The organism is Pedobacter sp. Leaf250 (genome assembly GCF_920984735.1).
Classification (GTDB): domain Bacteria; phylum Bacteroidota; class Bacteroidia; order Sphingobacteriales; family Sphingobacteriaceae; genus Pedobacter.
Genome location: NZ_CAKLBU010000002.1, coordinates 69759 through 95274, shown reverse-complemented (window position 1 = coordinate 95274; position 25516 = coordinate 69759). Strand labels below are relative to the sequence as shown.

General features: G+C 33.4%; 35 protein-coding genes. 19 read left to right on the top strand and 16 right to left on the bottom strand.

The window, feature by feature from the left end:
- Positions 1-24: 24 nt before the first annotated feature.
- From LUA91_RS02320 to LUA91_RS02310, 3 genes are all read right to left on the bottom strand, one after another.
- Positions 25-408: a DUF3037 domain-containing protein gene (locus LUA91_RS02320; RefSeq protein ID WP_231424338.1), complete on the bottom strand. Its 384-nt coding sequence runs from the start codon at positions 406-408 to the stop codon at positions 25-27.
- Complete coding sequence (locus LUA91_RS02315; protein ID WP_231424559.1) at positions 386-1177, bottom strand: HipA family kinase; 792 nt, start codon at positions 1175-1177, stop codon at positions 386-388. Before LUA91_RS02315 ends, LUA91_RS02320 begins: the two co-directional genes overlap by 23 nt.
- A gap of 105 nt (positions 1178-1282) precedes the next feature.
- Positions 1283-1471 (bottom strand): hypothetical protein, encoded by a 189-nt coding sequence (locus LUA91_RS02310; protein WP_231424337.1) that lies wholly within the window; start codon positions 1469-1471, stop codon positions 1283-1285.
- Positions 1472-1575: 104 nt separating this feature from the next.
- Between LUA91_RS02310 and LUA91_RS02305 the strand changes: the two genes are divergently transcribed.
- Genes LUA91_RS02305 through LUA91_RS02295 form a run of 3 tightly spaced genes read left to right on the top strand, consistent with a single transcriptional unit; the run spans position 1576 to position 2924 of the window.
- Entirely contained in the window at positions 1576-1956 is a 381-nt protein-coding gene (locus LUA91_RS02305; protein WP_231424336.1) for a hypothetical protein, read from the top strand.
- A gap of 28 nt (positions 1957-1984) precedes the next feature.
- Complete coding sequence (locus LUA91_RS02300) at positions 1985-2188, top strand: KTSC domain-containing protein (protein ID WP_231424335.1); 204 nt, start codon at positions 1985-1987, stop codon at positions 2186-2188.
- A complete protein-coding gene (locus tag LUA91_RS02295) occupies positions 2181-2924 on the top strand; it encodes a DNA-formamidopyrimidine glycosylase family protein (RefSeq protein WP_231424334.1) in 744 nt (247 codons plus the stop codon). The genes LUA91_RS02300 and LUA91_RS02295 overlap by 8 nt, the downstream gene beginning before the upstream one ends.
- Before the next feature lie 176 nt (positions 2925-3100).
- Here the strand turns inward: LUA91_RS02295 and idi are convergent, their stop codons facing one another.
- The 4 genes from idi to LUA91_RS02275 all read right to left on the bottom strand — a co-directional run bounded on the left by idi (position 3101) and on the right by LUA91_RS02275 (position 5778).
- On the bottom strand, positions 3101-3625 hold the full coding sequence (idi, locus tag LUA91_RS02290) for an isopentenyl-diphosphate Delta-isomerase (protein ID WP_231424333.1): 525 nt from the start codon (positions 3623-3625) through the stop codon (positions 3101-3103).
- A gap of 6 nt (positions 3626-3631) precedes the next feature.
- Entirely contained in the window at positions 3632-4468 is an 837-nt protein-coding gene (locus LUA91_RS02285) for a squalene/phytoene synthase family protein (RefSeq protein WP_231424332.1), read from the bottom strand.
- A 1-nt stretch (position 4469) separates the two neighbouring features.
- Entirely contained in the window at positions 4470-5357 is an 888-nt protein-coding gene (locus LUA91_RS02280; RefSeq protein ID WP_231424331.1) for a MerR family transcriptional regulator, read from the bottom strand.
- 139 nt (positions 5358-5496) lie between these two features.
- Positions 5497-5778 (bottom strand): hypothetical protein, encoded by a 282-nt coding sequence (locus LUA91_RS02275; RefSeq protein WP_231424330.1) that lies wholly within the window; start codon positions 5776-5778, stop codon positions 5497-5499.
- Between the two features lie 317 nt (positions 5779-6095).
- On the opposite strand from LUA91_RS02275, the gene LUA91_RS02270 reads away from it, so the two are divergent.
- From LUA91_RS02270 to LUA91_RS02245, 6 genes are all read left to right on the top strand, one after another.
- Positions 6096-6836, top strand: a complete 741-nt coding sequence (locus tag LUA91_RS02270) for a LytTR family DNA-binding domain-containing protein (protein ID WP_231424329.1) — start codon at positions 6096-6098, stop codon at positions 6834-6836.
- A 106-nt stretch (positions 6837-6942) separates the two neighbouring features.
- Positions 6943-7305 (top strand): response regulator transcription factor, encoded by a 363-nt coding sequence (locus tag LUA91_RS02265; RefSeq protein WP_231424328.1) that lies wholly within the window; start codon positions 6943-6945, stop codon positions 7303-7305.
- A 10-nt stretch (positions 7306-7315) separates the two neighbouring features.
- Entirely contained in the window at positions 7316-7945 is a 630-nt protein-coding gene (locus tag LUA91_RS02260) for a hypothetical protein (protein WP_231424327.1), read from the top strand.
- 170 nt (positions 7946-8115) lie between these two features.
- Positions 8116-9489, top strand: a complete 1374-nt coding sequence (locus LUA91_RS02255) for an exonuclease domain-containing protein (RefSeq protein WP_231424326.1) — start codon at positions 8116-8118, stop codon at positions 9487-9489.
- Positions 9490-9644: 155 nt separating this feature from the next.
- On the top strand, positions 9645-9998 hold the full coding sequence (locus tag LUA91_RS02250) for an MmcQ/YjbR family DNA-binding protein (protein WP_231424325.1): 354 nt from the start codon (positions 9645-9647) through the stop codon (positions 9996-9998).
- Positions 9999-10087: 89 nt separating this feature from the next.
- Positions 10088-10504: a VOC family protein gene (locus LUA91_RS02245; RefSeq protein ID WP_231424324.1), complete on the top strand. Its 417-nt coding sequence runs from the start codon at positions 10088-10090 to the stop codon at positions 10502-10504.
- Between the two features lie 174 nt (positions 10505-10678).
- Here the strand turns inward: LUA91_RS02245 and LUA91_RS02240 are convergent, their stop codons facing one another.
- Both LUA91_RS02240 and LUA91_RS02235 read right to left on the bottom strand, forming a co-directional pair.
- Positions 10679-11131: an NUDIX domain-containing protein gene (locus LUA91_RS02240; RefSeq protein WP_231424323.1), complete on the bottom strand. Its 453-nt coding sequence runs from the start codon at positions 11129-11131 to the stop codon at positions 10679-10681.
- On the bottom strand, positions 11118-12104 hold the full coding sequence (locus tag LUA91_RS02235; protein WP_231424322.1) for a cation diffusion facilitator family transporter: 987 nt from the start codon (positions 12102-12104) through the stop codon (positions 11118-11120). The genes LUA91_RS02240 and LUA91_RS02235 overlap by 14 nt, the downstream gene beginning before the upstream one ends.
- Positions 12105-12216: 112 nt before the next feature.
- On the opposite strand from LUA91_RS02235, the gene LUA91_RS02230 reads away from it, so the two are divergent.
- Entirely contained in the window at positions 12217-13413 is a 1197-nt protein-coding gene (locus tag LUA91_RS02230; RefSeq protein WP_231424321.1) for a pyridoxal phosphate-dependent aminotransferase, read from the top strand.
- Positions 13414-13512: 99 nt separating this feature from the next.
- On the opposite strand, the gene LUA91_RS02225 is transcribed toward LUA91_RS02230, so the two are convergent.
- On the bottom strand, positions 13513-14757 hold the full coding sequence (locus LUA91_RS02225; protein WP_231424320.1) for an ABC transporter permease: 1245 nt from the start codon (positions 14755-14757) through the stop codon (positions 13513-13515).
- A 200-nt stretch (positions 14758-14957) separates the two neighbouring features.
- On the opposite strand from LUA91_RS02225, the gene queA reads away from it, so the two are divergent.
- Positions 14958-16007, top strand: a complete 1050-nt coding sequence (gene queA, locus LUA91_RS02220) for a tRNA preQ1(34) S-adenosylmethionine ribosyltransferase-isomerase QueA (RefSeq protein WP_231424319.1) — start codon at positions 14958-14960, stop codon at positions 16005-16007.
- 84 nt (positions 16008-16091) lie between these two features.
- Positions 16092-16757 carry a 2-C-methyl-D-erythritol 4-phosphate cytidylyltransferase gene (locus LUA91_RS02215; protein ID WP_231424318.1) on the top strand — a complete coding sequence of 222 codons (666 nt, stop codon included), beginning with the start codon at positions 16092-16094 and terminating at the stop codon, positions 16755-16757.
- 97 nt (positions 16758-16854) lie between these two features.
- Here LUA91_RS02215 and LUA91_RS02210 read toward each other — a convergent pair whose 3' ends face one another.
- The 6 genes from LUA91_RS02210 to LUA91_RS02185 all read right to left on the bottom strand — a co-directional run bounded on the left by LUA91_RS02210 (position 16855) and on the right by LUA91_RS02185 (position 19950).
- Positions 16855-17013: a lmo0937 family membrane protein gene (locus LUA91_RS02210; RefSeq protein ID WP_131557824.1), complete on the bottom strand. Its 159-nt coding sequence runs from the start codon at positions 17011-17013 to the stop codon at positions 16855-16857.
- Between the two features lie 168 nt (positions 17014-17181).
- Positions 17182-17403, bottom strand: a complete 222-nt coding sequence (locus LUA91_RS02205) for a DUF2795 domain-containing protein (protein ID WP_010603503.1) — start codon at positions 17401-17403, stop codon at positions 17182-17184.
- Positions 17404-17488: 85 nt separating this feature from the next.
- A complete protein-coding gene (locus LUA91_RS02200; protein ID WP_231424317.1) occupies positions 17489-18037 on the bottom strand; it encodes a cob(I)yrinic acid a,c-diamide adenosyltransferase in 549 nt (182 codons plus the stop codon).
- Positions 18038-18118: 81 nt separating this feature from the next.
- Positions 18119-18877, bottom strand: coding sequence for an ABC transporter ATP-binding protein (locus LUA91_RS02195; RefSeq protein WP_231424316.1), 759 nt, complete (start codon positions 18875-18877; stop codon positions 18119-18121).
- A 54-nt stretch (positions 18878-18931) separates the two neighbouring features.
- Positions 18932-19222 (bottom strand): Asp-tRNA(Asn)/Glu-tRNA(Gln) amidotransferase subunit GatC, encoded by a 291-nt coding sequence (gene gatC, locus LUA91_RS02190; RefSeq protein WP_231424315.1) that lies wholly within the window; start codon positions 19220-19222, stop codon positions 18932-18934.
- The gene (locus tag LUA91_RS02185) at positions 19219-19950 is read right to left on the bottom strand and encodes a 1-acyl-sn-glycerol-3-phosphate acyltransferase (RefSeq protein WP_231424314.1); all 732 of its coding nucleotides are present in this window, start codon (positions 19948-19950) and stop codon (positions 19219-19221) included. Before LUA91_RS02185 ends, gatC begins: the two co-directional genes overlap by 4 nt.
- Positions 19951-20256: 306 nt before the next feature.
- On the opposite strand from LUA91_RS02185, the gene trpS reads away from it, so the two are divergent.
- The 7 genes from trpS (at position 20257) to LUA91_RS02150 (ending at position 25508) form a co-directional block, all read left to right on the top strand.
- Positions 20257-21255 carry a tryptophan--tRNA ligase gene (gene trpS, locus LUA91_RS02180; RefSeq protein ID WP_231424313.1) on the top strand — a complete coding sequence of 333 codons (999 nt, stop codon included), beginning with the start codon at positions 20257-20259 and terminating at the stop codon, positions 21253-21255.
- Between the two features lie 78 nt (positions 21256-21333).
- Positions 21334-21948, top strand: coding sequence for a deoxynucleoside kinase (locus LUA91_RS02175; protein ID WP_010603424.1), 615 nt, complete (start codon positions 21334-21336; stop codon positions 21946-21948).
- A gap of 51 nt (positions 21949-21999) precedes the next feature.
- Complete coding sequence (locus tag LUA91_RS02170; protein ID WP_231424312.1) at positions 22000-22203, top strand: DUF5808 domain-containing protein; 204 nt, start codon at positions 22000-22002, stop codon at positions 22201-22203.
- Positions 22204-22227: 24 nt separating this feature from the next.
- Positions 22228-22989 (top strand): 3-deoxy-manno-octulosonate cytidylyltransferase, encoded by a 762-nt coding sequence (gene kdsB, locus LUA91_RS02165; protein WP_231424311.1) that lies wholly within the window; start codon positions 22228-22230, stop codon positions 22987-22989.
- A 45-nt stretch (positions 22990-23034) separates the two neighbouring features.
- The gene (locus LUA91_RS02160; protein ID WP_231424310.1) at positions 23035-23598 is read left to right on the top strand and encodes a DUF3575 domain-containing protein; all 564 of its coding nucleotides are present in this window, start codon (positions 23035-23037) and stop codon (positions 23596-23598) included.
- 48 nt (positions 23599-23646) lie between these two features.
- Positions 23647-24186, top strand: a complete 540-nt coding sequence (locus tag LUA91_RS02155) for a hypothetical protein (protein ID WP_231424309.1) — start codon at positions 23647-23649, stop codon at positions 24184-24186.
- Between the two features lie 50 nt (positions 24187-24236).
- On the top strand, positions 24237-25508 hold the full coding sequence (locus tag LUA91_RS02150; protein ID WP_231424308.1) for a hypothetical protein: 1272 nt from the start codon (positions 24237-24239) through the stop codon (positions 25506-25508).
- Positions 25509-25516: the final 8 nt, after the last annotated feature.

Below are 25516 nucleotides of genomic sequence, written 5' to 3'. Positions count from 1 at the left end.
ACGAATTGTTGAGGAAATTTACAACTACAAAACCAATTCTTGATGCAGCCTCACCATTGTTTCATAAGGATCGGGGCTAAAACCTGGATGTACTTTTGAGCATTGAACTACAGTGCTTCGGGTGGCGGTAAGCCACCTAAAACGCGAAGCTTGATCATACTGGCCAATCGGTCCAGAATTTTTAGCACCTATGCTAATTCTCTCAAACGCAGAAAGATTTGCACGAACTTCATCGACATCGGTTTTACCGGAAAATGCTTTTATTTTATTTTCATCCACAATAAAAACGCTTTGTAAAAATTTCTTTTTTGCACAAAAAAGAATAATGCCAACATTTATAAATTCCTCTCGTTCTACCCTAGGCATTACGCGAATCACAGCATACTCAAATAAGAATCTCTCTTGCATGCTGTGCTTCTTTTAAAAATGAATCAGAGTTTGCTAAACGCGTCTCTAAAAAAAAGTTATACGCTTGTCGGTGTGCTTCTTTACTTTCAAAATTTGTCTCCCCTTCAAGCCAATTATCAGGTATTAAATTGATAACTGCCTGAATTTTTTCTGCATTTAGGATGGAACGAAATTCTTGATCTACTTCCACTAATTCGGATGCCCAAGGTAATAAAACATGATCCTTAACCAGGAAAAAAGGTCTGGTAGCCTGTTCTTCCCAATTTTGCCATGAATGATGAAAATATAATGATGCACCATGATCTATAAGCCAAAGTTCTTTATGCCAAATAAGCATATTGGTATTTCGGCAGGTGCGATCCATGTTGGTTAAGAAACAATCTAACCAAACAATCTGCGATGCTAATTTAGCATCAACAGTAGTTACAGTTGGATCAAACGTAATGGCTCCCGATAAATAATGAAGTGCTAAATTTAATCCAACACTCGCTTTTAACAAATCTTGAATTTCCTCATCGGGTTCTGTTCTACCAAATGCTTCATCCAAATTGGCAAATACCAATTCTGGCACTTTTAAACCTAGTAGTCTGGCAATCTCTCCTCCAATTAACTCTGCTATTAGCGCTCTTGTACCCTGGCCTGCTCCACGAAATTTTAATACATATAAAAAATTATCATCAGCTTCGGCAATGGCAGGCATAGAACCGCCCTCACGCAAGGGCGTAACATATCGGGTAACGTTAACTGTTCTAAGTTGAATATTGTTCATAAGGCAGGAAAGAAAATCATCTTTAGGATGAATTTCTAACTCAGCCACAAATTTAGAAGAATAATATTAATAATTGCAGCGAAGATATCGACTGCAATGTTAACTTTAATCGTGGCCCAAATATGCATTTCCAGCAGGCGTCATCACAGCTGCCCACTGAACCGATTCGCGATTTATTTTTACCAAACCCATACTTTCCAACTCTTCGTAATCTTCTTCCATCCCACCTAAAATTGGAGAATTTACTTGCTGATTGATGATCTCGAGTAGAGATACAATTTCTGATCTTTCCATAATAATGGTTTTTGATTTACTTAACAGATATGGTAGTAAAATGTTTCTCTCATTATTTAAACTTTTTAAGCACTAAATAGTTGTATTAAAATAATTCGTTTTCTATGGAACTACACATCTATTACATTTTTGTATTGGCGCTTCCTGTTGCTTGTATTGCATGGACGGTTACCAAAGAGGAAATTTTTAGGGAAGCGAGAGAATTTTGTGTCGATAGATCTAAGAACTGCAATAAATTAATAAAACGAAAATTCTTTTACGTTTTTACCTGTGAGTATTGCTTTAGCCATTACGTTACCATATTAATTCTACTGATAACGAACTACACGCTTATTTATCCAGATTGGCGAGGAACAATTATTGCATTCTTTGCAATTGTTTGGATCGCAAATGTTTACATGAGTTTATATAATATCATCAGAATTGATTTAAAGAAAGAGAAAATAAGAGTAGCAAAAGAAGAATCTGAACTTAAGGATAATTAGGTGATTTAATTTTTTATTAATTAACATTATGCTTTCATCGGTTATCCATCATTATAGCTACAATCCTGACACTAAATCACTCAAAATAGCCTTTGTTTCAGGTTTGGTTTATCAATATAAAAATGTTCCTAAAAGGATATTTAAAGGGTTAACAGAAGCTACATCTAAGGGCCAATATTTTAATACGTTTATTAAAGATCATTATTCATTTAGCAAAGTTGAAGATGCCTGAAGGACCATCAATTATTATTCTGAAAGATTTAATAGCAGATCTTCATTTAGGAAAACCAAAAGTTTTAGAAGTTGCCGGTAACGTAACAACTATTGATAAGGAACGACTTCTACATCAAAAAATTAATAGCTTTAAAAGCTGGGGTAAACATTTCCTTATTTGTTTTGATGATTTTACCATTCGTATCCACTTCATGCTTTTTGGCACATATTTAATAAACGAAACGAAAAAAACTCCAGTTAAACTTGGCCTTACTTTTAAGCAAGATCAGATAAATTTTTACACCTGCAAAGTCGATTTGTTAGAGGGCGATATTAATGATCACTATGATTGGAGATCGGATATTATGTCTGAACATTGGGATAATAAACTCGCAGTCAAAAAATTAAAAGAAATACCATCATCATATATTTGTGATGCATTGTTAGATCAGGATATTTTCGGAGGCGTTGGTAACATTATTAAAAATGAAGTACTCTATCGAACTAAAGTTCATCCGCTTAGCAAAATTGAAGATATTCCAATTGCTAAACTAAAGGCCATTATTAAAGAAGCTCAGCATTATAGTTTTGATTTTTTAAAGTGGAAAAAGGAAAATACGCTAAGCAAACATTGGGAGGTTTATCAACAAAAAAAATGTACTAAAGATCATCAGGTTACAAAAAAAGAATTAGGCAAAACTAAGCGACAATGTTATGTATGCACTATTTGCCAAAAAAAATACACGCCAAAATAAATTTATTCGGATAAATGATTTGATAATTAAGCAATTAACTATCAGATAATTTTTACTCTATAATTTTAAAGTAAAAGAATTGTTAAACTATTAGGAAATTTATAAACTACTCATATATTTGTCCTCGAGAGCGTTAATTTAGATACGGGTATATGGCTTAGGCTGTATGCCCGTTTTTATTTAATATTCATATCAATATGAGCAATTACTTTATCTAAACAGATTTTAAGCCAGATTGTATAATTATTGGGATTAGCTTCTATATCTTTTTTCAGCAGGTTCAGACTGATGTATCTAAAATCCATCACCTCATCAGCATTAATTACAGGTTGCTCATTTGATTTTCCAAAAAATACGTGATCAAGTTCATGCTCAATTAACCCATCTTCAAATTCAACTTTATAAAGAAAGTTAAACGCATAAGATAATTCGCAAGCCATTCCCATTTCTTCATGTAATCTTCTTTCTGCAGCATTTAAATTGCTTTCTCCCTCACGTGGGTGACTGCAACAACTGTTTGTCCATAAACCTCCGGAATGGTATTTGTTTTGTGCCCGTTGCTGAAGTAAAAGTTCCTGATTATCATTAAAAATAAAAATGGAAAAAGCCCTATGAAGTTCACCCTTTTGATGCGCTTCTAACTTTTCCATTCTGCCTTGCGGCATATCGTGTTTATCTACCAGTATTACGTGTTCTTCCATAAAATTTTAAATCACGTTTAATTTATGTCGAATCATAGAATCGAACATTAAACCAATTTTATGGTGATTAGGAATTCTTATCCTTTCAGTCATAATTTTTTCTGCACTTAAACCCTTAATTTTGTTAAATAACTTTTTGTAATAGATATAAGATAAATAAACACCGTTTCTTGAGCTAACAGGCAACATTTTTATGCCGATTAAAGCATCTTTAAACTCAGCTTCAATTTCTTGTTCGATGATACGCTTTTCATTATCGCAGAAAGCTGCCAAATTTACATTTGGAAAATAATTTCTGTTTAATGCCTGGTGATCTGCCTTTACATCTCTTAAGAAGTTTACCTTTTGGAAAGCAGATCCTAACTTCATTGCGAAAGGTTTAAGTCGGTTATATTCAACTTCATCGCCGTTGGTGAAAACCTTCAGGCACATCAGGCCAACAACTTCTGCCGAACCTAAAATGTATTCATTGTATAAATCTTGAGTATATAGCTTATCATCAAGATCCATTTCCATGCTTTTAAGAAATAAACGGATCAATTCATGATCTACTTGATATTCATTAACAACCTTCTGGAACGAATTGATTACAGGATTTAAACTAATGCCCAAATCAATCGCTTCGAATGTATCCTGTTTAAATTTTTCCAGTAAATATTTTTTATCGAAATTGTGAAAACTATCCACAATCTCATCCGCCAAGCGTACAAAGCCATATATTGCATAAATGGGTAAGCGTAATTCCTTTCCTAAGAAATATATGCCGAAAGAAAAACTAGTACTGTAGCTGGTTGTAGTGAGCTTACTGCAAGTCGCAGAAAGTTTATCGAAAATTTCTTTCATATTAGGTAGGGATTTGGATTGATTTTTCAAAATCATCAAGCGATTTAAACCAATTAATGTGATTAATATTTTTAAGTTTCTCAATCATATTGGTATTTCCTGCCAGATGAATTTTAACAGCATTACAGGTTTCTGATAATTGAATGATATAGTTATTTGCTGTTTCCTCTAATCGCGATTTGATCATAAAAAGTAAAGCATGATCTATATGCACAGTTGATAACACTGCAGATAAAGAATTTAATGGAACTTTACTGCCAAGATAAATAACATTTTGATGATTTAATTTAAGCATATAATACGCGAAGATTAAGCCAATATCGTGATCTTCATCTTCTGGTAAAAAAAGTAGCCATGTATCTGATTTATCATTTGTTGATGGAAGTTTATTTATTTCCGAAAAAAGTTTTTGCTTTATGATGTTACTCATGAAATGTTCGTGGGCAGGACAAATATCATCTTTTCGCCACATCAATCCTAAACGAACCAGTAAAGGGTATGTTACTCTACGGTAAGTTTTGTCAACTCCAAGAATTTCTATACAATCATTTAATAAATTATTAAATGCTAAATCGTTAAACTCTAAACCAAATTTAATCAGCCTTGAAACATAAAATTCAGCCAATTCATCATTAGTTTGATGATCAAATTTTTGATCAAGAAGATCTTCAATAGCTTTATTTGATAAACTGCAGATTTTTGAAATTTTTAAACCAGACTGATTTAAACTCACAATGTTTAATAGTTTAACCAACTGACTATCATCATATAACCTTGTGTTGCCTTGGGAGCGCATGGGTTTTAATGCGTTATACCTTTGCTCCCATATCCTTATGGTATGAGAATGAATGCCCGAGAGCTGTTCAAGATCAGAAATGGTATAAGTCATTTTTTGTTTAAATATATTGAATAAAATCTAAACAAAAAGAATGTGCAATAGTTTTACATCCAGAAACTAAAATGCAAGTTTAAAAATAGATAAACAAGACGCAAAATTTGTTGGTGAGGCTGTAATTACAGCCTCATCGTTATTTAATTATAGGTTTTTCGGTAAGTAGAACTCCCCTTTCACCATTTCCGGTAACAATGGTATGAACATGTTTATAAGTTGAACTGAAAAAGTCATATCCATGCTCCATTCGCTCTATAGAAACAGATTTTATAGGATACTTTATATTAGTTTGCAAACACAGTAAACTGTCGTTGGCAAGTATAAGGAAATCACAATCGTAGCCTTTTTCTTGCAATTCAATCACTTTTCTAGTAATAGATACATTTAACCTGTTGGTTATACGGGTTCTGTTTTTCATAAGGTATTGTTTTAGGTAAGTGATAAATTATTTTCTTATAAATAATTTATCATCTATTTATTACGGTTTAAAATGCAATATATTGCTAAACAGCTGATTAATTGTAAATCACTTCATTCATTTTAGTTGGAAAGACAGATCCATTATTATTTAATGCATATTAAACATCTAACAAAATGTATTATACTTGTATTTTAGTAATTCAAGACAATAAAATTATCACTACATAATTAATTCGGCTCATTGAAAACCTTTTATAAATTATTTTTCGATATTATCGCTCTAAATCGTAATTTGCAGCATCTAAACCTCCTAAAATGTCTATAAGTTGCATCGCTATTGATGATGATCCCCATTCTTTAGAAAATCTAATTGCTTACATGGAAAAAGTGCCAGAGCTTAATCTTGTGCAAACTTTTACCGAACCCTTGCAAGCATTAGCTGAAATATCTATGGCCAATCCTGTCGATATTATTTTTATGGATGTGGAGATGCCAACAATATCAGGCATCGAACTGGCAGGTTTGTTGAGACAAAAAGCCAAATACCTTATTTTTACAACTGCTTATCCGAGATATGCGCTCGATGCTTTTAAAGTAGAGGCCGATGCCTACCTTTTGAAACCATATTCAATTCTTCATTTTACAAAAACCATAAACAACCTTTTTCCTACCGGTAATACTGATCAGCAACCATTATCTATCTTCACCGATCATTATTTTTATATTCCTTTACATAATGAAAATGATGAATTGGTAAGGGTGAATTTTGATGACTTGATTGCAGTAGAAGATCATAAGCAGGATATAAATTTTATTACTACCAATATTTCCATCTTAAGCGCAAAAATTAATTTCGCCAAGATGATTAATATGTTACGATCACACCCTGGTTTCATTCAGGTTAGTGCTGACGTAATTATCTCAAAAAAGCATATAAAAAGCGTTCTGGGAAATCAGGTATTACTTGCCAGTGAAGTTTCTTTCAATATTGAAAATAGTCATCGATCACTTTTTACCGACTTTATAAATAGTAATGCTTTAAAGGGAAGCTCTTAATTAATTCGTAGTGATATTTTCCTTGTAAATTTTTATTACAGTTAAAACATTCCCGTTATTTCTTTGTATTAGGGATAGTCTATTTTTTATTAATTGAAGATCCATTTTGAAAAGAATATTAGTTGTTGATGATGATCCCGATATTTTAGAGGTTTTTCAGATGGCACTAGAAACTGAACATTACAGCGTTTACCCATTACTATCTCCAAGATTTATATTTAAAACGATAAAAGAATTTAATCCTGATTTAATTATTCTGGATATTATGTTGAATGGAATGGATGGGAGAGCTGTTTTTAAGGAATTGAGATTAAATCCTGATACCGAAAACATTCCAGTAATAATGGCTTCTGCCCGCTATGATGAAAATTATATTATATCGCAAAAACTAGATCCTGATGATTATTTAGTTAAACCATTTAACATTACCGATTTACTTCAGAAAGTAAATAAACTAACAGCAAATTAAAAAACCATATATGAAATTAAAATTACTAACCCCGATCATATTGCTTTGCGCTGCAATATCTATGAAAGCTAGCGCACAAAGTAGCCGTCCTGATAAACTTTATTCCATGAGTGGAATTGGGTTTGCGTTTCCTATGGGAGAAACATCAGATTATTTTAAGCCTAAATTCTCCACATCACTTGGTGTGAATTTAGCTGTTGGTAATGGAGGCTTATTTGTTTATCCGAAGGTAAGCTTACATGCGTTTACTTTTAATCAGCAAATTGCTGATGCAGGTTATACTTACACCATTCAAAAAGGCCGATCAACAACATATTTATTAAATATTGCTTTGGGATATCGTAAAATAGTTGATAAATGGGCGTTTTATGGTTTTGCTGGTGCAGGTGGCGGTTTTATTTTAACTCCTCAAGCAGGCGTTAATGCCAGTACATTGCAAGTTAATATGGACAATAAAACCAATAGCATGGGCATTGCAGAAGGTGGTGGCGGTATTGAATACAATATTGGTGGCGCAAATTTATTTGTTGAAGCGAGTTATATGTACGGCTTTGGCAAAATTCAGAATCGTGTTTTTAACACTGTTCCAATTAGTATCGGTATTAAACCAAATTTGAGTAAATTGTTGAGTAAATTATAATAGAAATTAAATAATAGATGAACAGCGGCTACGTTATTACGTGGTCGCTGTTTTTGTTTTTAGGTAGTTTGTTATTCATAATTAGGAACTAAAAAAACAATCATAAAATAGCAGAAATATATTTTTATTACTAACTATTTTAGCATAGATTTGTAGTTATAAATTTTTGAATGTTATACGCAGTTGTAGATATAGAAACCACTGGTGGCCATGCTTCGGCAAATGGAATTACCGAAGTTGCCATAAACATACATGATGAAAATCAAGTGGTCGAATCTTTTACTACATTAATAAATCCAAGACAATTTATTCCATCTTACATTACGGCCCTTACCGGAATTGATAATGAAATGGTGGAAGATGCACCATATTTTGAAGATGTTGCTCTGCAGATTTATCAACTTTTGAACGATAAAATTTTTGTAGCCCATAATGTAAATTTTGATTATTCTTTTCTAAAACATCATTTATCTGCTGCGGGTTACGATTTAAACTGCCGTAAGCTGTGTACTGTTAGATTAAGCAGAAAATTGGTTCCCGGAAAGGTTTCTTATAGTTTAGGGAAATTATGCAGCGCATTAAAAATCCCCATTCAGAATAGGCACCGTGCCGCTGGAGATGCCGATGCAACTAGCATATTGTTCAATATGCTTTTGGAGACTGATCATGAAGGCATAATTGCTGAAATGTTAAAGAAGACCTCAAAAGAACAGGTATTACCACCGCATTTAGATCGTGCTTCAATTTTAAGATTACCCAACCAACCTGGCGTATATTACTTTAAAGATAATAAAGGAAAGATTGTTTATGTTGGTAAGGCTAAAAACTTGAAAAAGCGAGTAATCAGCCATTTTACGGGTAATAAGCCTAATAAACAACGACAAGACTTCTTAAGAACCATTTATAATGTTGACTATGTAATCTGCGGTACGGAATTAATGGCTTTGATTTTAGAAGCTAACGAGATTAAAAGACTTTGGCCAGAAAATAATAGGGCCATGAAACGTTATGAGCATAAGTACGATCTGTATATTTTTGAAGATCAAAATGGTTACATGCGTTTAGCGATAGACAAGCATAAAAAGAACAATAAATCGCTGCAAAGCTTTAACAGCCTACTAGAAGGTTATAATTTCTTAAACCAATTAATCGATAAATATCAGCTTTGTGCTAAACTGTGTTATCTTCAAAAAACAGCAACAAAGTGTTCTGCTCACGAAAATGGGCAGTGTTTTGGCGCTTGCAGCGGTATCGAAACGGTAGCTGTTTATAATAAAAGATTAAATAATGCTTTATCAGAAATTCAGAATTTACAACCAAGCTTTGCTTTAGTTGATGATGGCCGCGAAGAAGAAGAATTAAGCTGCCTGGTTGTGGAAAATGGAAAATTTTATGGAATGGGATATTTTAAAGACAAGACTTATCTAGCAGATGGCCTCGCTCCCATTAAAAATGATTTATCTGTTTATCAATCGAATAGTTATATTATAAATTTAATTCTAAATCATGCGGCTGAATTCCCACAGAAATTATATAAATTGTAATTCACTTTAGCAAAACTATCACACTCTTATTTATCTAAATGATATTTTTTTATACTTTTTAATAGACATAATGAATGTTAAAAACTGAAAATTCGTGTAGATTTGTCAATCAATTTTGAGAGTAACCCTATTTTAGATTATATTAAAAACATATTATGATATCTCCAGATTCTTTTAAAGAACTTGCCTTGTCTTTTGAAAACGTAGTTGAAACACCGAACGCCAATAAAAATTCATTTAAAGTTGACGATAAAATCTTTATCACCATTGATAATTCTAACTTAAAAGCCGTTTTTAGATTATCACCAAAAGACCAAAACAAATTTTCAGATTTAGATCCATCTGCAATTTATCCTGCACAAGCTGGCTGGGGCAAACAAGGCTGGACAATTTTTGAATTAAGCTTCATTGAAGAAGATGTACTAAACGATGCGATAAGACTTTCATATTGTACTGTAGCTCCAGAAGATTTAGCGAAGAAATACAAAAAGAAAGCAGTAAAGAAATAATTAATTGCATTAATTACCCTTAAATTTTCCCATTTACTTTCTTTCACTTTCTAGAAAATCTTATTAATCTTAAATAAATAATTATAGCTATGATAAAATCGTTATGGATTAATCTCCCAGTAAAAGATGTACAGAAATCAAAGGAGTTTTTTACTAAATTAGGTTTCCAGTTGAATTTGCAATATGGTGTCCGCAATGATAGTGCAAGCTTTTTGGTTGGAGATGCAGGTTTGGTTTTAATGCTTTTTGAAAAATCCTTATACGAAGGTTTTGCTGGAACAACGCTTTCAGAAAGACCATCTGGCAGCGAAGTCTTATTTTCTTTTGATGCTGAAAGTCCAGAAGAAGTTGATGATTTAGCTAAAAAAGTAATTGATGCTGGAGGATCTATATATGGTGAACCTGGCTATAAAGACGGCTGGATGTACGGCTGCGGATTTATAGATTTAGATGGCCAAAGATGGAGTATTTTATATATGGATTTTGGTAAAATGCCTTTAGGATAACCTTTAAGTGTATTTTGAAGCTCAATATCAAAATGCCATATTAACGAATGTGATCCTGATCTTGTTTCATCAGAATCTTAATAAGGTAAATACTAACTGCAAAATATTCTGATCCCCGTTTTCGGGACAGTAAATATGTACTAAACTTTGAGTTTCTTTCTAAAGGTTGTCACTCTAAATTGGCGAATGGACTGTTGCTTTCAATAATGTGACTACTGTTTTATCTGTTTTAAAGGTGATCTCATTAATATCCAAATCTTTAACTGCCACCCAACGAAACGCCTGAAGCACTTCTCCTTTTGAATCAAAATCAAAAATTTTAGTTTTAAACGCCAACTGTAATGGTGCTTTTTCTTTTACCAAATAATAAACGCTTATTACCTGACTGTCGTTAAAAGATGATTTCTCAAAAAAATCTGTGGTGTAAAAATGAGATACTACATCTATTTCAGCATTACACTCTTCCATAAATTCTCGTTTTAAGCCATCAATTAATCCCTCACCAAATTCCAATCCACCACCTGGAAATTTACTAAAACGAAAACCGTACTCCTCTTCATCGCTAACTAAAACCTCCTCCTTTTTATTAATAAGCAGTCCGTAAACCCTTACATTAAAGTAGCTCATTTTCGTAATGTTTTTTGTTTTTAATTACAATTTCTGGTGTCCAAATTATTTCCTTTTTAAAAGCTTCTGCCCTAACCTTACATTCACTCATGTGGCAATAATGGCAACATGCTGGTAAACAAGGATCGGCATGAATAAATAATTCGGCTTTACGAAATCCACTTTTATTAATAAGTTCATCGATCTGAGAAATTTCTCTATGTACCTGGTTTAAATCGAAATAATAAGGAAGTGTAACATGGCAATCTATGTGAAATTCAGGTCCATATTGTTGTGTACGAAGATTATGAACATCAATCCATGGGTTGTGCCTGCTCTTTTGCAATATATCAACTACTTCCTCCACTAAAGTAAAATCGCTTTCATCCATCAACCCACCAACCGATCCCCTTGTAAGCTTATAACCTGAAAAAACGATGTAAAAACCTACAAGAACAGATAATAAACTATCCAGCCAAATTATATTTGTTAGCTGAATCAAGATCAAGCCTACAACAATCGCAATACTGGTATAAGTATCTGTTAATAAGTGCTTTCCATCTGCCTGTAAAGTTACCGAATGTTGCTCTTTTCCAACCCTTATTAAGTATAAACCTACGATCATATTTATCAATCCCGTAGCTCCGATAATGATTGTTCCTTCTAGAAGTTTCCCGACAGCATGGGGATAAATTAAATTGTAGGACGATTTAAATATGATGATTATACCTGCCAAAAGAATTAAAATTCCTTCAACAAAAACAGAAAAAAATTCAACCTTTCCATGTCCATAAGGATGATTTTCATCACGAGGTTGTGTGCTTAAATAAATACTATAGAAGGCAAAACTGCCTGCAATAACATTAACGATGCTTTCAGCAGCATCAGTCAAAATTGCATTTGATCCAGTAATAAAATAGGCTACAAACTTCGCCAGCATCAAAACTATGCTAACTACTAATGAAATTACAATTGCCTTTTTTTTAACTGTCACGGGATTTTTTTTTACAAAAATACGTTTATCACTTAATTAAATGATAAAAACTATCGCTTTTTTAGTGCAGAATAATATTTGGTTTATATATTTGCGTTCAAAGTAATTATCCATGAGCACCTTATCGAAAAGAATCAACAGTCTATCAGAATCTGCAACCCTTAAAATGACCAAACTTGGCCGTGAATTGGCCTCGAAAGGAATAAATATTATTAGTTTAAGTGTTGGTGAACCCGATTTTAATACACCAGATCATGTAAAAAATGCTGCTAAAAAGGCGTTAGACGACAACTACACCCGTTATTCTCCTGTTCCAGGTTACCCTGACCTACGCCAGGCAATTGTGAACAAATTAAAGACAGAAAACAATTTGGATTACGATATTTCACAAATTGTTGTTTCTACCGGTGCTAAACAATCATTATCGAATGTTATTTTAACTTTAATCGATCCTGATGATGAAGTTATAATTCCAACACCTTACTGGGTTTCTTATTCAGAAATGGTGGTTTTGGCTGAAGGTAAATCTGTTTTTATTGATACTGATATCGAAAGCAATTTCAAAATTACACCTGAACAATTAGAAGCAGCGATTACGCCAAAATCTAAATTGTTTATGTTTTCTTCGCCATGCAATCCAACCGGATCTGTTTACAGCAAAGAAGAATTAGCAGCTTTGGTTAAAGTTTTCGAAAAACACCCAAATATTTATATTTTATCTGATGAGATTTATGAGCACATCAATTTTGTTGATCAACATGAATCTATTGCTCAATTTGATAGCATCAAAGACCGTGTAATTATCGTAAATGGTTTTTCAAAAGCATTTGCCATGACGGGTTGGAGGTTAGGATACATCGCCGCAAATAAGGAAATAGCTGCTGCCAATGATAAATTACAAGGCCAAACTACCTCAGGAACTTGTTCAATTGCACAGAGAGCAGGTATTGTAGCCTACGAACAAGGTTTGGATAGTATATTAAAAATGAAAGAAGCTTTTCTGCGTCGCAGAGAGTTGGTTTATAATTTATTAAACGAAATCCCTGGCGTAAAAACAAACCTACCAGATGGCGCATTCTATTTCTTTCCTGAAATCAGTTCTTTTTTCGGTAAGAAAGATGCAGATGGAAACGTTATTAAAGATTCTTCTGACTTAGCCTTATATCTACTCAATGTTGGCCATGTAGCTACTGTGGGTGGCGATTCATTTGGCAATAACAACTACATCCGTTTATCTTATGCTGCCTCTGATGAAAGTTTGGTGGAAGCTTTAAGAAGAATTAAAGATGCTTTAGGAAAATTGGCATAGTTAGTCTAGTTGCCATATAATATAAAACCCGTCGCTAGAGATAATCTTAACGACGGGTTTTTATTTATTAAAGATTTTTTTTGTATTGACTAAAGAAGATTAACTTCTAATTGCTTCAACTGGATCTAATCTAGATGCCGAATATGCCGGCCAAAATCCTGAAATTGTTCCTATAATTACGGAAATCCATATTCCAAGTAAGATATTATTGATCCCCAAAATAATATAAAATCCCGTAGCAGCACCCAATAATAAGGCTATGAGATAAACTAATAAGAGCCCTAACAATCCTCCCAAAATACACAACGATATGGATTCAAAGATAAACTGCAAAAGAATAAAGTAATTTTTGGCTCCAAGCGATTTTTGAATACCGATAATATTTGTTCTTTCCTTTACCGAAACAAACATGATGTTGGCAATACTAAAACCGCCTACCAGGATAGAGAAACCACCGATAATCCATCCTGCCCAGTTCACCATAGTAAACATCGAATCCAATTGATTAGAAAGAATGGTTGTTTTATTTAAGGCAAAATCCTCTTCTTGTCCAGGTCTTATTCGATGAATTGATCGCATCAAACCCTTTAGTTCGCTTTCCACCTCTTCTAGCGACACATTATCATTACCACGAACCGTAATTTGCGGTCCGTAACGTTCATTTTGAATATCTAATATACTTTTGGCAAAATTTATTGGGATGTTAACATTCTTATCCAAAGAAGTTCCCAGCATATCTTCACCTTCTTTTTTAAATACACCAATAACCGTTAATCTTCTTCCTAATATTTGTACCTGCTTTCCTATCGGATCATCGCCATCAAATAAACCATCAGCCACATCAGCACCCATCAATAATACAGGTGAGCCATTGTTACTCTCCGTTTCAGTAAAGTAACGACCAGCCTGAAGTTCAAAATTCCAAGTTTTATCAAAATCATGAGAAGCAGCAGAAACGTTTATTCCTTCAACAGAATTACTTCTGTACTTAATTGTTCTGTCACTTGTAGATATTTCAAATGTAATTCCCTGGGCATTACCCATTCTCTCTCTCAAAGCAGCAAAATCACGTAGAGAAGGCTGTGGTCTGTTCATATACTTCCACCAGGGATAATTATCGCCAAAACTCCAAGGCCACTTTTGAACATAGATGGTATTCGATCCTAATTTATCTACACTTGATTGAAGTTTGCCACGAAAAGTATCTACAGCTGAAAAAACTGCAATAATGGTAAAAATTCCAATTGTTATTGCAAGCAGCGATAACATGGTACGCATTTTATTTTGGCGTAATGCATCAAAAGCAAAACGAAAACTCTCACCTATTAGCCTAAAGATTATCATAATTAATGGTTAGATGCAAAGCATGTAAAAAGGTTACAACTGATTTCCAAAACTAATTAATTTTACCATCGCTCGTAATCATTAACCTGCTAATTTTATTAAATATTCAATTAAAACATTGTATCATGTAATTACGTTTGATAAAATAAGGAAAAGAAAAATTAAATTCGTATTTTTGCACCTCAAAAAATTCATCAAGAATGAAATTATCACAATTCAAATTCAACTTACCAGAGTCATTAATTGCTAACAATCCAGCCGAACAACGCGATGAAGCACGTTTGATGGTTTTACACAAAGACAGTGGTAAAATTGAACATAAAATTTTCAAAGACGTACTGGGTTATTTCGATGACAAAGACGTAATGATATTAAATAATACTAAGGTTTTTCCAGCTCGTTTATACGGTAACAAAGAAAAAACTGGTGCTACTATCGAGGTGTTTTTGCTTCGCGAATTAAATAAGGAGTTACGTTTATGGGATGTTTTAGTAGATCCAGCTCGTAAAATACGTGTAGGAAACAAATTATATTTTGGCGACGATGATTTATTAGTGGCCGAAGTCGTAGATAACACAACCTCTCGTGGGCGTACCATTCGTTTCTTATTTGAGGGAACAGACGAAGAATTCAGAAAAAATGTTGAAATTTTAGGAGAAACTCCACTTCCAAAATACATTAAGCGTAAAGCAACTCTTGAAGACAAAGAGCGTTATCAAACTATTTTCGCTAAACACGAAGGTGCTGTTGCAGCTCCAACCGCAGGTTTACACTTTAGTCGTGAGTTGATGAAACGCCTTGAACTTAAAGGAGTTGAATTTGCAGAAGTTACACTACATGTTGGTTTAGGTACATTTAGAACCGTAGAGGTTGAAGATTTAACCAAACACAAAATGGACTCAGAGCAATTTATCATCGAACAAAAAGATGCCAATATTGTAAATAAAGCCATTGAAGAAAAAAGAAGAATCTGTGCTGTTGGAACTACTTCTATGCGATCAATTGAATCTGCTGTATCAGCGAACAGAACTTTAAAAGCGGCAAACGACTGGACAAGTAAGTTTATATTCCCACCTTACGAATTTAATATTGCCAATTCAATGATTACTAATTTCCATACTCCAGAATCTACATTATTGATGATGGTGAGTGCTTTTGGTGGTTACGAAAATGTGATGAATGCTTACGAGGTTGCTGTTAAAGAAAAATATAAATTTTATAGCTACGGCGATGCTATGCTAATTATCTAGAATAGATTCAAGTATTAAGTATCAAGTATCGAGACAAAACTCTATAACTTGCTACTTGATACTAAATACTTGATACTTTTGAAGATGAAATACTACGCTATAATTGTAGCAGGCGGTTCTGGAAATCGGATGCAGACAGAAATCCCAAAACAATTCTTACTGCTCAAAAACCTCCCGGTTTTAATGCATACTATAAAAGCTTTTGCGCAAAGTGATGCCCAACCTAAAATTTTACTGGTTTTAAACAAGGATCAACAAGGATATTGGAAAAGACTTTGTGAGGAATTTAATTTTCGTGTGCCCCACGAAGTAATTGATGGTGGCACAGAGCGCTTCTATTCTGTTAAGAATGCTTTAAATTTCATAAACGAAGAATGCATTGTGGCCATACATGATGCTGTTCGTCCATTAGTTTCTAAAGCATTAATTGATAATTGTTTTAAAGAAGCAGTATTACAAGGTAATGTAATCGCTGCTGTTCAATCGAGTGATAGTGTTAGAATGCTTCAAGAAAATAAAACTTCTGCGCTTAAGCGAGACGAAATTTATTTAGTACAAACACCGCAGACTTTTAATGATAGAGTTTTAAAAGAAGCCTATCAACAAGATTATTCACCCTATTTTACTGATGACGCAAATGTTGTAGAAGCAATTGGCGAAGATATACACATTATAAATGGTGAAAGAAATAATATTAAAATTACTTTTCCAATTGATTTAGAACTGGCAGAATTACTACTAAGAAGTTAAAAAGAAAAGGTGTTTCATAAAAATGAAACACCTTTTCTAATTCATCTATTTTATAAGATATCCTTTTAAAAACTGATGAATATTCGCTTAATAAATTTTATGTTGCTCTTCCGATAACTTTAAGCAAAATTGCAATAATTGCGATTACTAATAAAACGTGGATGATATTACCCACATCGCCAAAGCCGTGGAATACGAAGCCGATCACCCATAGTATAACCAATACTACTGCTACTAAATACAATAAATTTCCCATAGTGTTAATTTTTTAAGTAAATGTTGATGTATTAACATACCTGGAATACTTTTGTTTAAAAAATGTAAAATATATTTATAAAAAACTGATAATCAAATACTTTTAAGTTGTAAACAGATCAAAAAAAAAACCTTCTAATAAATATTGGAAGGTTCTTATTTTTAAATTTTAGTATTCATCCTCGTTAAAGAAGAAATCCTCTTTTGTAGGATAGTCTGGCCAAATTTCCTCAATGGTTTCATAAGGCTCTCCATCATCTTCTAGTGCTTGTAAGTTTTCAATAACTTCTACAGGTGCTCCAGAACGGATACCGTAATCAATTAATTCATCTTTAGTTGCAGGCCAAGGTGCGTCTTCCAAGTGCGATGCTAATTCTAATGTCCAATACATATCTTCAATTCAATTAAATTCTTGTTCTTAACAATGCGCAAAGTATATTAAAATTTTTGAGCAAAGCAAACTTATTTTTCCACTATTAAACACGCGGTATCCAGATATTTTCTTCTGCGCTAAAATCCATATTCAGTTTTCGTGCCAAAACAAATAAGTAATCGCTTAAACGATTCAAATAAATGCCTACACGCTCATCCACAAAGCTATTTTCTGCAAGCTCAACAGTTAATCGCTCTGCCCGTCTGCAAACGCATCGGGCAATGTGGCAATAAGAAACAACAGTATTTCCGCCTGGCAAAACGAAATGCTTTAAAGGTGGTAAAATTTCATTCATTAAATCCATTTCCTTTTCAAGCAAAACAATATCGCTATCGTGTAAATCAGGAATTTTCATTTTCGATTTTTCTGGGTCTGCAGCTAATGATGCACCCACTGTAAATAATCGATCTTGAATTTCTTTTAATAAATTTTTATAATGTGAATCAATATCCTGGCACATGATTAAACCTATGTACGAATTTAACTCATCTACAGTTCCATAAGTTTCAATACGTAAATGATATTTAGGCACACGCGTACCGCCTATTAATGATGTTTGTCCTTTATCTCCTGTTTTTGTGTAGATTTTCATGTTGAAAAGTATTAAGTTGTAAGTTATACGTTTTAAGTATATCCAAACCGTATAACTTATAACCTACAACTTAAAACTTCATTAATTTATCTTTTCCCAATCGCTGCCGCTATCATTTAAAGCCTGCAAACGCGGAGAAACATTTTTGATATCAGTATTTACATAATCGTTCTCGATTAAACCATCACGCATACGCACAATTCTATGCGCATGTTGGGCAATGTCTTCCTCGTGTGTTACTAAAATAATGGTATTGCCTTTGCTGTGAATTTCTTCGAGCAAGCCCATAATTTCTATTGAGGTTTTGGTATCCAAGTTACCCGTAGGCTCATCAGCTAAAATGATTGATGGATTATTGATCAATGCTCTGGCTACAGCAACACGCTGACGCTGACCACCAGATAATTCGTTGGGTTTGTGATCCATACGATTACCCAGGTTCACGTTTTCTAGTGCTTTTGCAGCTCTTGCCTCACGATCTTTTTTACTGCTTCCTGCATAAATTAATGGTAACGCCACATTATCTAAAGCAGTTGAACGTGGCAAAAGATTAAAGGTTTGAAAAACGAAGCCAATTTCCTTATTACGTACTTCAGCTAAGGCATCATCGCTCATCTGACTTACATTGGTTCCATTTAAGATGTATGTACCACTTGATGGCGTATCTAAACAACCCAATATATTCATTAATGTTGATTTTCCGGATCCTGAAGGACCCATTAAAGCAACAAATTCACCTTTATTAATATCTAAAGAAACTGATTTTAAAGCATGGATAACTTCTGATCCGATAACATATTTACGGCCAATTTCTTTTATGGTAATAAGTGGTTTCTCCATGTTTTTTCTTTTTTAGACAAGCGCAAAGGGTAAGATGTTACAAGGCTATCGAAATTACTTTTCAATAATTTTGGGTACCATGAAAAATTGATCAGTGTGTTTTGCAGCATTCTTTAATCCATCCGCTGTCGATATTTCTTGTTTAACAACATCTTCTCGCCAAACATTTGTGGTTTCATTCATGTAAACCAATGGCTTAACATTTGAAGTATCAAGCTCATTTAGCTTCTCCATAAATGAAAGTATTTTATTCATTTCAGGAATTAAGGTATCAACTTCTTTTTCATCGATATGAATTCTGGCCAAATCGGCGATTTTGTAAATGGTTTGTGCGTCTAAATTCATTTGTATACTAACTTACTTTCAATGAGTTGAAATACTTTTTCCTTTAATACATCAGAATCAACATCGGCCAACTCTGCTGTATTTATAGGTTTGTGGACGTAAATATCGCAAATTCCGGGCTTACTTCCATATTTAGCACCATCATCCCAATTTATTTTCCAAACATTTGTAATGCTTACCGGCACTAAAGAAATATTTTTATCAATGGCCAAACGAAATGGGCCATTTTTAAATTCACCGAGTTTAGGTGGGTAGTGATCATCAATTTTTCCTTCTGGGAAGATGATTAAGCTCATCCCCTTTTCTAAATTTTCGCCAGCCTTTTTAAAGGCCCGAAAAGCAGAAATTTTACTATCGCGGTTTACCGATATATCAATGGTTTTAAAAAAAATTCCTAAAACAGGATTATTTAGTAACTCATCTTTACCCATAAAATGAAACTTTCCGTGGCACATGATGCAGAAAACCATAATATCTAAATTAGAAGTGTGGTTTGCACAATAGATATAGGTTTGGTTATCATTCAGTTTTTGATCGTAATGATAACTATACCAAACACCAGATAGCAGGCTGCAACAAAAACTGTTTGCCTTTCTACAAAAATTTAAGATTCCGTAATATTTTGGATCACGAGAAGTAAGGTAATACAATGGATAAAATAATATGAAGAAAAAAAGTATCCAAAATAAAAACCATACCCGGTGTACCTGCCTTAGAAAGTGAATCATAGATAATCAAAAATATAAAATACTTTCATATTTCAAATACTAGCATACCAACCCAAACTTTTATTAAGCTATACTAATGAATTAACATGAAGTATTTTAAAATTTGGATGGTATTTAACTTAGTTTATTGCAGTGATAGATAATTCGAACTGATATCATCGAAATACCAATTTCTTCAATCAAGCAATAGTCTTAGCAGATAATGAATGCGAAGAATTCATACTATTGCTTCCCAAAAAATCTCTTGATATAAAATTGAATATAACTTATACTTTGCTTGTTTTTTATTTTTAATTTCGTGCCATTATGAAAGAAACAGTGGTGAGTGGCATTAGGCCAACAGGAAAGCTACATTTAGGAAATTATTTTGGTGCAGTAACCAACTTTGTAAAGATGCAGTACGATTATAACTGCTATTTTTTTATTGCTGACTTACATTCTTTAACCACCCACCCTACACCTGGCGATTTACATGGTTACGTTCGCCACGTATTAGTAGAATATTTAGCCTGCGGAATAAATCCAGAAGAAACCACAATATATGTACAATCTGATGTTCCAGAGGTTTCGGAGCTATATCTGTATTTAAATATGAATGCCTATCTAGGCGAGTTAGAACGAAGCGCATCATTCAAGGAAAAAATCAGAGCAAACCCAGATAATGTGAATGCAGGTTTATTAACCTATCCAACTTTAATGGCTGCCGATATTTTGATACACAGAGCAACCAAAGTGCCAGTTGGAAAAGATCAGGAACAGCACCTGGAAATGACAAGGAATTTTGGCAATCGTTTCAATAGAATGTATAATGCCGATTTCTTTCCAGAATCTTTCGCCTTTAATTATGCTGATAATTTAGTTAAAGTACCAGGTTTAGAAGGCAAAGGAAAAATGAGCAAATCTGATGGTGATGGAAATTGCATTTACCTATCTGATAGTCCGGAAATTATTAGAAAGAAAGTTGCAAGGGCAGTGAGTGATAGTGGGCCGACAGAAGAAAATCAAGCAAAGCCAGAAGCCATTCAAAACCTTTTCGATTTGATGAAAATTGTTTCTACGCCTGATACAATTGAACATTTTGATGGATTATACAATAAAATGCAAATCCGTTACGGCGATATGAAGAAACAATTGGCCGAAGATATGATTGTTTTCAATTCACCAATTAGAGAGCGGATTGAAGAACTTTCGAAAGATGATTTATATTTAAGACAAGTTGCAAAACATGGTGCCCTAAAAGCCCGCGAAAGTGCGCAAAAAACCATTAGAGAGGTTCGTAATTTAATCGGGTTTAAAAGTTTTTAATTTAACTTGCGTTAAGTGACAAGCGTATAGCGGGTAGACCGCTTAATGCAAAGCGCCCATCCGCAGAACATAAAATATATGCACATAGCAATAGTAGGAAATATCGGCGCTGGAAAAACTACTTTAACAGGTTTGTTAGCCAAAAATTATGGATGGGAAGCTTTATACGAAGCTGTAGATAACAATCCATATTTGGAAGACTTTTACAGTGACATGAAACGCTGGAGTTTCAATCTTCAGATTTATTTTTTAAATAGTCGTTTTCAGCAGATTACTGATATTGAGGTGAATAAACGTAATGTGATCCAAGACAGAACTATTTATGAAGATGCCCATATTTTTGCAGAAAACTTGCACGATATGGCGCTGATGACTACCCGCGATCATGATAATTACAGGGCAATTTTTGATAACATTACCTCTTTTATCAAGCCACCAGATTTGTTGGTTTACCTGCGTGCATCGGTACCAACCTTGGTCAATAACATTCAACGCCGTGGGCGTGAATACGAAGCAGGCATTCGCATTGATTATCTTTCAAAATTGAACGAAAAGTACGAAGCCTGGATTAAAGGTTATAACTTAGGCAAGCTTTTAATTTTGGATAAGGATAAGTTGGATTTTACAAATAACCCCGAAGATTTAGGTACTGTAATTCAAGCAATTGAAGCTGAAATAAACGGGTTATTTTAGAAATATAATATCTGGTTCATTCGTTAAAATTTATTTTTTCGTAATTTGTTAATGATGAAAAAAGATTTTGATCATGATAATCCTCAAAATTGGAAATGGGGAAGTATTTATTTTAATAAAAAAGATTCAAGATTAATCATCCGTAAGCGTACAGAATGGATGGGCTGGACATTAAACTTTGCTCATCCAGCATCTTATTTTTTTATGGCATTCATCCTTGCATATGTTTTATACAAAATTTATTGGTTTAAGTAATTGCAAATAAACATCATTCACGCTTTGGAAAATCAAAAAATCATCGGAATTATTCCTGCTCGTTATGCATCAACTCGTTTTCCTGGAAAACCATTGGTTGATATTGCAGGCAAAACCATGATCCAGCGTGTTTACGAACAAGCATCAAAAGCGCAAAGTTTATCTAAAGTAGTTATTGCTACCGATGATGAGCGCATTGCAGATGAAGTAAAAAGGTTCGGTGGCGAATACGTTTTCACTTCATCAAACCACCAAAGTGGAACGGATCGCTGTGCAGAAGTGATTGAGCAACTTTCGGATTTCGATATTGTAATTAATATTCAAGGAGATGAACCTTTCATCGAACCTGCTCAAATTGACTTATTAACCAGTTGCTTTAATGAAGAAAAGGTACAATTGGCTACGCTGATTAAGCCTATTCAAAGTCAGGAAAGTATCTATAATCCAAATAGTCCGAAAGTGGTGATTGATATCAATGGTAGAGCAATGTATTTTAGTCGTAGTCCAATACCTTTTATTAGAAATGGAGAGCCAGGTGTTTGGGCAGAAAAACACCAGTTTTATAAACATATTGGTATTTATGGTTACCGGACCGAATCATTAAAAGCTATTACAAAATTACCACCATCATCTTTAGAATTGGCAGAAAGTTTGGAGCAATTACGTTGGATTGAAAACGGATTTTATATCCAAACAAAAGTTACTGATTTAGAAACAGTTGCCATTGATACTCCCGAAGATTTATTAAAATTAAATAAGTTGTTAGAGGCATTAAAGTTAGAATAAAATATTGTAGATTACGTTACGTAACATCTCCAAACTTTGAGCCAATTGAAATACGTTCTAACCATTTTTATTGCTTTAATAACTATTAAAACGGCAAGTTCACAAGAACCTGCCGGAATTTCTGTAAAAACCAATTTATTAAATTTGGTTGCCAAGCGCCCCTCCTTTTCCATTGAAAAAACATTTGCACAAAAATATGGCTTAGAGGTATCTTATTCCTCAGGTGAATTGAATTGGGGAAGAGAATATAAATACGATGGTTTTTTGTTAAGAGGAAAAATGTATGCCAATAAAATCGAAAGTAAAGAGGTTACACCCTTCTTTGGAATATATGCTGGAAACCTGAACAAAACAATCATATCAAATAATGCCTATGTTCATCCTACTGGATTTTTATCCTTCGGAAATAATAGAAATTTCAAAGCAAACTCCATCCGTTCAGGTATTAATTTAGGTTTTTTATATCTTCCATCTAAAAGGTTTTTGCTAGAAACTACCACTGGAATAGGTTATGGCAAGTATTTCAATATGAAAACATTCGAGGGAAGGGATGCTCCAAAGGGATATTTGGATTTTCAGCTTTGGCTATCTGTGGGTTATCGTTTTTAATTTTTGATTTAAATATTTGATAGAAAGTTTAAATTTGTATTTTCGAAAATGCGAAAATTATTGCTCCTCTTAACTATCATCACATTATTTCTATCTTGTCAAACAGATAAAAAAGAAAAAGACAATTCTATTGAATTTAAAAATGTAAATCAAAGTATTGCGAAGTCGTTTTCTGATCTTAATAAACTAGATACTTTTAAAATTGAGTTGGTTGGTAGAAAGCCCGAAGAAATGGTCTTAACTTTTACAATTAAAAATTTTGCAGGCAAAGAAATCTATAACGCCAAGCTCAAAGGCACTGATCTGTTAGGTAGTACCGATCCAAACTTAGATTTATCAAAAGAAAAGGCACAGATTGTATTTTTGAAAACCATAGCTGATGATTTTTTTGCTGATGATAATTTTCTTGAACCAGCGGTGATGCCTGAAGATAAAGCAGATAATTATGTTCCGGATAAGGCACTTTATGAAGAGCTTAAAAAATCGGGTTTAAATGGCTTTAAATATCGTTTGGGCAAAGAAAACAATCTTTACATCGCCTGGAGCGAAAAAGAGCAAAAGGTAAAAATTTATTATAACTGCTGCTAAATCCCTATTTATTTCAGACATCCCTTTTACTAAAGATTAATTTATCTGTTATGAAAAGAGTGATTTTATTATTTTTTTGTGCTTCAATTTCAATAGTTTCTTATTCCCAAAGCATTTTCATAAAGGCAAAGCCGTCAGGCGAAAAGGCAGCAGTTGGCTTTACTGAATCTTCTCCTAGCGTCGTGTTTTTTGGAATCGATGACGAAAGCCAAGGTTTTAAAAATCACATGCAAAAAAGCAAGGAAGTTAATACTTACTTCGGCTCGGTATACACCAGTTTTCCGATATTCAATATTGGGAAAGAGAATATTGTAGAATACACCAATGTAAACGGTAAATATATTTTCTATCGGCCAAATGTTAAAAAAACGTTCGGGATGATTCTTTCAAATGGTAAAGAACAACCGGTTTTAGTGAGTAATCCTGATCAGTATTTAAAAACGATCAAAACTTATTTGAACATAGGCAATGCCGATTACCTGGTTCCTAAAACACTAGATGAGCGTAATCAAAAAAATGCACAGTTAGACATGCAAGCTGTACTTAAGATAAAATTCGCACCAAATGAATTCTATGCTCAAAAATTAATAAAAAATTCTAATTCAGTTCATTACAGCAAAGCTAACAATGATGGCAGTCCGAAAATGACGTGTACAAAAAGAGTTTTTGAAATGTTTAGCGATAGTTTAATGACTACAAAATCGCCATATGGCGGAAACTATCTTTACAGTGATAAAAACGAAATGCTTTCATTGGAAAATACGTTAAATGGCAAAGCCAATGGCTATTCAAAATATGTTCGAGATCATAATAGCTTAATCAAAAAAATTATCAGTGGCGACGAAAATTCAACTGATTCTACTGTTTTTATTTACGAAAAAGACAAATACCATACGGTTAGCTTTAGTGGTACAAGGCCGTACTCACTTGAAACTTTTTTCCTGAATGACCAAATGCAATGTGTTCGTAGGTTTTCTAAAAGATCAGATCAATCCATCATTTCAGATATTACTTACATATACGATAAATTTGGCCGTATAATTCGCGAAGGACAAGTAGAAAGTGAAATGATTTACAGTTATAAAACTGACTCCGATTTAATCTTTTCCGGCTTCAAATCTTATAAACTAAATCCTCGAAAACTGGAACTTCAAAATGAAATAATTAGAGAAAAAAACAAGCAAACTTTTATAGGGAAAGATGGAACCGGAGCACTAAATTTTAAATCCGTCACATTCGTTGCTAAAGATGGTTCGACTAAAACATATTCTTACGACAAGACTAATAAACTAACAAGTTTTGGTGTAATGCGTTGCTTATAATAATTGAT